Annotated in this window: 9 protein-coding genes; 6 read left to right on the forward strand and 3 right to left on the reverse strand. The window is 54.7% G+C overall.

What is annotated here, in order from left to right:
- Window positions 1-608, reverse strand: a 608-nt coding sequence (locus tag ACEQWH_RS12605; RefSeq protein WP_370231402.1) for a creatininase family protein, incomplete at its 3' end; no start/stop codon positions are given.
- Window positions 609-795: 187 nt separating this feature from the next.
- Between ACEQWH_RS12605 and ACEQWH_RS12610 the strand changes: the two genes are divergently transcribed.
- Window positions 796-1,185: a RidA family protein gene (locus tag ACEQWH_RS12610; protein ID WP_370231404.1), complete on the forward strand. Its 390-nt coding sequence runs from the start codon at window positions 796-798 to the stop codon at window positions 1,183-1,185.
- Here the strand turns inward: ACEQWH_RS12610 and ACEQWH_RS12615 are convergent.
- Window positions 1,182-2,153, reverse strand: coding sequence for a Hint domain-containing protein (locus ACEQWH_RS12615; RefSeq protein WP_370231406.1), 972 nt, complete (start codon window positions 2,151-2,153; stop codon window positions 1,182-1,184). The genes ACEQWH_RS12610 and ACEQWH_RS12615 overlap by 4 nt on opposite strands.
- Window positions 2,154-2,754: 601 nt before the next feature.
- Here ACEQWH_RS12615 and ACEQWH_RS12620 point away from each other — a divergent pair.
- The 4 genes from ACEQWH_RS12620 to istB all read left to right on the forward strand — a co-directional run bounded on the left by ACEQWH_RS12620 (window position 2,755) and on the right by istB (window position 6,110).
- Window positions 2,755-3,165 (forward strand): thermonuclease family protein, encoded by a 411-nt coding sequence (locus ACEQWH_RS12620; RefSeq protein WP_370231408.1) that lies wholly within the window; start codon window positions 2,755-2,757, stop codon window positions 3,163-3,165.
- A 2-nt stretch (window positions 3,166-3,167) separates the two neighbouring features.
- Window positions 3,168-3,563 (forward strand): thermonuclease family protein, encoded by a 396-nt coding sequence (locus ACEQWH_RS12625; RefSeq protein WP_370231410.1) that lies wholly within the window; start codon window positions 3,168-3,170, stop codon window positions 3,561-3,563.
- Between the two features lie 286 nt (window positions 3,564-3,849).
- A complete protein-coding gene (gene istA / locus ACEQWH_RS12630) occupies window positions 3,850-5,349 on the forward strand; it encodes an IS21 family transposase (protein WP_370231417.1) in 1,500 nt (499 codons plus the stop codon).
- A complete protein-coding gene (gene istB, locus ACEQWH_RS12635) occupies window positions 5,346-6,110 on the forward strand; it encodes an IS21-like element helper ATPase IstB (protein ID WP_370231412.1) in 765 nt (254 codons plus the stop codon). Before istA ends, istB begins: the two co-directional genes overlap by 4 nt.
- A gap of 51 nt (window positions 6,111-6,161) precedes the next feature.
- Here the strand turns inward: istB and ACEQWH_RS12640 are convergent, their stop codons facing one another.
- Window positions 6,162-6,434, reverse strand: coding sequence for a 2-dehydro-3-deoxygalactonokinase (locus ACEQWH_RS12640; protein WP_370231414.1), 273 nt, complete (start codon window positions 6,432-6,434; stop codon window positions 6,162-6,164).
- A 354-nt stretch (window positions 6,435-6,788) separates the two neighbouring features.
- Between ACEQWH_RS12640 and ACEQWH_RS12645 the strand changes: the two genes are divergently transcribed.
- Window positions 6,789-7,387, forward strand: a 599-nt coding sequence (locus ACEQWH_RS12645; protein WP_370231416.1) for an aminotransferase class V-fold PLP-dependent enzyme, incomplete at its 3' end; no start/stop codon positions are given.

Raw genomic sequence — 7,387 nt, forward strand, 5'->3', positions numbered from 1 at the left:
ACAAATTCAAACTCAGCTTCCCAGCCGTTCATTGCGGGCACAAAGTCTTGGGCCAGCCCCATGTCCACAAGCTCTGGTTTAACCGCCAGCATCGGTGAGGTTTCGCTGTCGCCTGCGTGCAGGTCATAGGCAAGAGCCTCGGGGGCGATCACTCCGTCATACTCCGCAAAGCCAAACCAGCTGCACGTGGCAACGATCAGATCATCTTGAATCCGCAAATCGCGTGCGATGACGTCCAGGACCGCAGTATTTCCCCCATGTCCGTTAAACAGCACCAACCGCGAGACACCGGCGCGCGCAACAGAAGCCCCAATGTCGCGCAGCGTCGCCATAAGGGTCTCCGCAGTCAGGCTGAGCGTGCCGGGGTGGCGGTCATGTTCGCCAGATTTTGTGATGCTGAGACTGGGGAGGATGAGCACGTTTTGGTCGGGCGCAAGGCCAGTCAGTGCGCGCGACACCACCGCCTCGACCAGATCTGTATCGACCGATACCGGCAAGTGCGGCCCATGCTGTTCGGTGGCCCCAATGGGCAAAACGGCAATCAGACCCTCAGGCAGGTTGCGAAATGTCGAGGCCTTTTGATCCGACCAATAGCCTTGAATGCTCATGAGCAAACCCCGACGGTCGGGGTGGCATCGAAAACAGGAGCAGCACTGTGGTGCACACGCTGAAACATATCGTCCTCCATGACGAAGTGGTTTGCGTGGCCCTTGGAAAATCCGTGCCAGAGATATGCCGCAAGGGTTGCAAAAACCAAGCGAGGACGCAAGGGTCTTTTGAGCCAAAGGAAATGCGATGAAAGCTCTCACACCGCCTGATCTGCGCCCGCCATTTGCCCGCTATGCCCATGGCATTGAAATACCAGCAGGCTGGCGCGTGGTTCAGAACTCGGGCCAATTGGGCATTGATTCAGAAGATCATATCCCAGACTCAGCCTTTGATCAGGCGATGATCTGCTTTGACAATATCCGCGCGATTTTGGCGGCCGGGAATATGGTGCCAAACGACGTGGCGCATATCAAAGCCTATGTCACCGACCGGGCGCATATGGCGGGCTACATGCAGGCCCGAGATCTTTTCATGCAGGACGTGGCGCGCCCACCGGCGTCGACACTTTTGATCGTGTCGGGGTTCACCCGAGCCGAATTCAAAGTCGAAGTAGAGGTGCTGGCCGCAGCCCCTTAGCCACGCAACGCACGGCCCTTGCTGAGGTGTTTGGAGACAATCGTGTTCTGCGTTTTGCCAGAGGGGATCGCCAATGTCGGGGTGACGAGCTTTGGTATGATCTGAGAGTCAGGCAAGAGCCACATCAGCTCTTCGCGCGCCTCTGGGCAGTCATCCAGATAGGCCTCATCCCCTTGCAACAGGCTTTCCGCAGGCGCGCCTTCGGCAAAGACCACCTCATGGGCTTCAAATCCCAGGTGATAATAGGTCACATGCATCGGGTCAGCTTCGACATAGATGCCGGGCAATTCCGTTAGGCGGATCGCCGAAACCAAAGTCTCTTCTGCCCCATAGATGCGTTTTGAGATCTGAGATTTTGTGACCATACGGTGCTGTCGCGACACCAAGAGGTCCCGTGTCGGCACGCCAAGACCCAATGATCCGGCAGTGATACGCACCGGGCGAAGTTTCTCGTTGCGCCGCAGTTGCGCCTTGCGGAACTGGCGGGTCACAACCTGGGTCAACGGCTTAGCACTTCCGTCCTGGCAGGTCACAAGATCGCCAACCGACAGGCTTTCGACCGGGCGTTGACCATTGGGAGTATCGATCAACGTGCCTGACACAAAACAGACCACATCGTCATAGCTCCAGCCGACAGAATGGCTCTGGTAGCTGCCCAAAGTGGCGCCGACAGTGAATTCGGAACCCGGCTCTGGAACGAAATACCAGCCGCCATCCGATGTGTAGAAAAAGTTGAAATCCTCGACATGGGAATTGCCGCTGGTATCGGTGAAAGAGACGGCAATTTTATAGGGCTGACTGGACGTGCCATTCACACTTCCGTTGTCGATCTGAACCTGTTCATTGCTGTCGCCGCTACCCTGATAGGCACCGTCGTCATCCGTAAACGTCGCTTGATAGGACGTATTGTAGGTACCATTGTAACCCGTTCCGGACCACCGAAATGCCTCAACTGTATATGTGGGCATATTTGTTTGTTCCCCAAGTAATGTTCACTTTTTTAACTCGCAAAGCTGTCTATCGAGGATGAGCCTTCGAGACAGTAGCAATTTTAGTTCAGCGTAAATTGCAATTTGGAGATTTAATTTTGGTTAACTGGCGTTAATTTTAAGTAATTTATCATCCAATTTGCGAAAAACATTTTCAGAAAGTTCCTTTTTGCTTTGACAGACCAGATCTCATGGGCCGGCAATGGCGAGACAGGCACAGAAGATCACGCCTTGTATATTGGGGCCCAGCAGGTTCGCGCTCACGTAGGCCTGTCTGTTTGTATGGTGGCAAGGTTTGATTAAGTTGGAAGGGTGTGGACACTACCAGGACATTTGGGGAAATGTTGAAAGAGTTGCAGTGCCCACGATTTGGAGGGATCTCCAGTTTGTCGACCTTGCATTGTTTGGGATGCATCTGACGTCAACGCGGAGAGTATGGATTTCCCGAATGGCAACAATGTGGTCGTGGTGCGACCATTGTGCGTGTTTTCTAGGTGTAATGGTTAAGCCCAAGGGCCGTGGTTCTACTGCCAAAAGTCGGTCTCGGTCCGCTGCTTTCACACTGATTGGAGGTGGCACTATGAAACTGCGTTATCCAATTCTCAGCGCGATAGTCTTTGGCGCCGTGGTCGTGTTGGTAGCTGGCATGCTTGCCTACGCTGGTCAAACAAAGCCCGGTCGGATTCACGTTGTGGATGCCAATACTATCGAATTCGAAAAACAATTGTACCGCTTCGCGAACCACACATCACCAGACAAAAACGGGGCAGGGTGCGCGTTTCAAATTGCCTTGGCAGAGAGAGCTGCTAATCGGGTTGAGGAACTCATCGAGCAAACAAGCGCCTCGGATTTTGTCAAACTTGACGGGCGCGATACATACGGAAATGACATGGCGGCAGTGTACGTTCGAGGCCAGGACATCAGTACAATTCTGATCAAGGAAGGTTTGGCGCAACCTACCACTCGTGGCCGCCTGGCGAATTGGTGTTGATCATGTCCATTCGCAAATTCGCTTCTACCTGCATTCTCGCTATGGTTGTTTTTGGTAGTGCCTCGGCAGAGCCGTTTCCATCGCGCGAGATCTACATGGTCGATGGCGACACCGCGAAAGTCGCAGGCCACAACTATCGTCTGGTTGGATATGACACGCCAGAAACTTGGCGACCGAAATGCGAGTATGAGCGCGCACTCGGGCAGGCGGCCACGGCCCGTGCCCGTGAGCTCATTGAGCTGGCCCAGGTCGTGGACTTTGTGATCCTTCCTGGCAAAGACAAATACGGGCGAGGTCTCGCCTCGATCTATATTCGCGGCGTGGATCTCGGGAAGGTCCTGGTCAACGAAGGGCTGGCACGGCCCTACGATCGTGGCCCGCGCGCGGGTTGGTGTTGATCAGCTGACCTGGGTCGAGATTCAAAAACGAAGCACATCCTTGAAACGTTGGAGTGGCGTTGGCGCCCGTGGCCCGCTGTCCCTGCCACGAGCGCATTCCCGTCACGTGCTTTGATCCGAGGTTTTCATTCTGTTCGGATTTGCTGAAGCAAATCGCTCACGCCATTCCATCCTCGCCTGTGAACGGCGGAGCAATACTCGGCCACGGTAGCGGCGGCGTTGTGTTGTCGCGGGCGGCGTAAAAGTCGGCCACTTTTGCCCTTTCATTTGATGGGAGGGCCTGGGGATATTCACCGTGGAATTGTATTTGAAGGTTCGTCACGCTCATTTCGAAGAAGGTTTGAGTGGTCGTCAGATTTCTCGTGATTTTGGGATCAGCCGGGACAGTGTTGCGAAGATGTTGGCGTACTCGGAACCGCCAGGGTATCGGCGCACTGCACCAATCAAGCGGCCCAAGCTTGATCCTTACGTGGCCCAGATTGATATCTGGTTGGCAGAAGACAAGATCCGCCCTCGCAAACAACGCCATACAGCCAAGAAGATATTCGAACGATTGCGCGATGAATGCCGATTTGACGGCGGGTACACGATTGTCAAAGACTATGTACGAGCGCAAAAGCGCGACTCGCGGGAGATGTTTGTGCCGCTGAGCCATCCTCCAGGGCATGGTCAAGCTGACTTTGGCGAAGCGTTGGTTGTAATTGGCGGGGTTGAGCAGAAGGCCTACTTCTTTGCCCTTGATCTCCCGCACAGCGATGCATGTTACATCCGCGCTTATCCCGCCGCGAACACCGAAGCTTGGCTTGATGGACATGTGCATGCCTTTGCCTTCTTCGGTGCAGTGCCGCGTTCTGTTCTATACGATAATGACCGCTGCCTGGTGGCGAAGATCATGCCGGATGGCACCCGCAATCGGACGCAGCGGTTTAGTGCGATGCTGTCGCACTATGTAATTGGGGATCGTTACGGTCGCCCCGGAAAGGGGAACGATAAAGGCAAAGTTGAGGGTTTGGTCGGCTATGCGCGGCGCAACTTTATGGTGCCGATCCCGCGCTTTGCTGACTGGGATGCGTTCAATGACTATCTTGAAGAGCAATGCCGCAAACGGCAGGTCGACATTCTGCGTGGTCACAAGATCAGCATCGGTGATCGACTGCGCGCTGATCTTGCGGCTATGCGCCCATTGTCTGCCGCGCCCTTTGAAGCCTGTGATCTGCAAAGCGGTCAGGTGACGTCGACATCCGTCGTGCGCTACCGCGGCAATGACTACTCTGTGCCTGTTGCGTATGGTCATCGCGAGGTCTGGATCAAAGGCTTCGTGGATCGTGTCGTGATCGGCTGCGGGGCTGAGATCATCGCAGACCACCCCCGCTCTTATGACACGGGTGACATGGTGTTTGATCCGATACACTACCTACCTCTCATCGAACGCAAGATCATGTCCTTTGATCAGGCGGCACCATTGCACGGCTGGGATTTGCCTGACGCGTTCCAAACCCTTGGGCGATTGTTGGAAGCCCGGCAGGGCAAGGCTGGAAAGCGAGAATATGTTCAGGTGCTACGGCTACTGGAACGCTTTGAACTGGAGGTTTTACATCTGGCAGTCAAAGACGCATTGCAGATGCGCGCGGTCAGCTTTGATGCCATCAAACACCTGTTGCTGTGTCGCGTTGAAAGGCGACCACCGAGACTGGATCTGGATGTTTACCCGTTCTTGCCTAGAACCAATATCGCCACGACCTCCGCTTCATCCTACATGAGCCTGCTGGCAGGTGGTGAGGTATGACTGACGCACCTGAACTGTTACTGGCCCATCATCTCAAAATCCTGCGCCTGCCCACGTTCCTGCGTGAGCACGACAAGCAGGCGCGCATCTGCGCCTCCGAAGGTGTGGATCATGTGCGCTATCTAGCCCGGTTGACTGAGTTGGAATTGATCGACCGCGAGCGGCGCATGGTTGAGCGCCGGATCAAGTCGGCCAAGTTCCCGGCCGTCAAAAGCCTGGACAGCTTTGACTTCAAGGCCATCCCCAGCCTGAACAAGATGATGGTGCTGGAGCTGGCTCGCTGTGAATGGATCGAGCGTAAAGAGAACGTCATTGCCCTTGGCCCGTCAGGTACTGGCAAAACCCATGTCGCCCTCGGGCTGGGTCTCGCCGCCTGCCAGAAGGGTATACCGGTCAGCTTCGTCACTGCCGCCTCTCTCGTGCATGAATTGATGGAAGCCAGAGATGAGAAGCGCCTGATGCGATTGCAAAGGCAATTGGCCAAGGTCAAACTGCTGATCATTGACGAGTTGGGGTTCGTGCCGCTGAGCAAAACCGGGGCTGAATTGCTGTTCGAGCTGATCTCTCAGCGCTACGAGCGCGCTTCAACCCTGATCACATCGAACCTCCCGTTCGAAGAATGGACGGAGACCTTTGGGACAGAACGTCTGACCGGCGCACTGCTCGACAGGCTGACCCACCACGTGAACATCCTGGAAATGAATGGCGAAAGCTATCGCCTGAACCAAAGCCGCGCACGAATGAAGACCAGCAAACAATAGTCACAAAACTACTGGCCTGACGGCCAATGCGCCTTGGAACATGCTTGCTATTTAAGGGCCGCAAGCTCCAAGGCGCGCCAAAAAAAATGGCCTACTTTTTCTCCGCCCCATTGGCAGGTTTTTACGCCGCCGTTGACATTGCTTGCCGTCAACAAGCCAGCTGTCGATAAGTTCCATCATCGTTGGTTCAAATTGGTGCGGCTCTAGGCACCCCATTCCACGGTCAGAGGTTTTTTCCTCGACTATCTCGCCTGCTTTGTCGACCGCGAAAGCGCGCAGATTTGACGTCCCCCAATCCAGGCCGATCCATGCGATTTTTGTCATAACGTTGTCCTTTGCGGATCACCCATTGAATGGCCCTAGGTCGTCCGCAAATCACATCCACCAATGCATTTGGAAAATAATGAGTGCGGATATCGCGTCTCGGAGGTGCCGAATGGGTTTTTCTCGGTTCTGCGGAAACTATATGGGAGCGTTACCATCAGTCAACGCAAGCCAGCGATTTGCTTTCTAGGATTTTTAGGTCTTCAAGCTTTGCAAAATGTAGTTAGTGCGAAGGCCCAATTAGACGTGGGCCGTTTAAGCACTTCGAACGCGTGCCAAGCTTAGTATCTTGTAGTCCTTTATCAGTGCCGTACACTCTTCGTGTTGTGAACGGTAGAAAGACAGGACGCGTCCATGATCCAAGATAATCCCGCGTTGATAGCTGCGATCCGCGATCGGTTCGCCCATGTTGAGAGCTGCCCGTTCCAAGGTGAACGGATCTTCTTTGAAAATGCGGGCGGGGCGCTGACGCTGAAATCTGTCGTCGAAACCTCGGCGTTTTTTGCGGCAATTCCCGACAATCCGGGGCGGATCAATCCGGCCGGTCAGGGAACACAGCAGATCATAAACAAAGCCAAAGAGGACGTTGCTGTTTTGATGAATGCCACATCAGGGCAGTTTTTTGCGGGGGAAAGCGGCACCGAGTTGTTGTTCCGAATGATCCGCACGGCCTGTTTGAGTGCCGCCAAAGGCAGCAAGATCATTGGGTCGTCGATTGAGCATCCCGCCACGCGAAGTGCGGCACGGCGTTGGGCAGATATTGCAGGGCTGGACTATGTGAACGTCGTCCATGATGACGAAACCGGGTTGGTCACAGCGGCGGATTATGCCGCGCAAATGACGCCTGACGTGACGGTTGCGACGATCCTACACGCCTCGCCTGTGACGGGGATGGGCATGGATGTTGCCGCGATCTCAAAGGCTATTCGAGACATTTCGCCGGATTGCTTGAT

It is taken from the genome of Cognatishimia sp., assembly GCF_964229375.1.
Taxonomy (GTDB): domain Bacteria; phylum Pseudomonadota; class Alphaproteobacteria; order Rhodobacterales; family Rhodobacteraceae; genus Cognatishimia.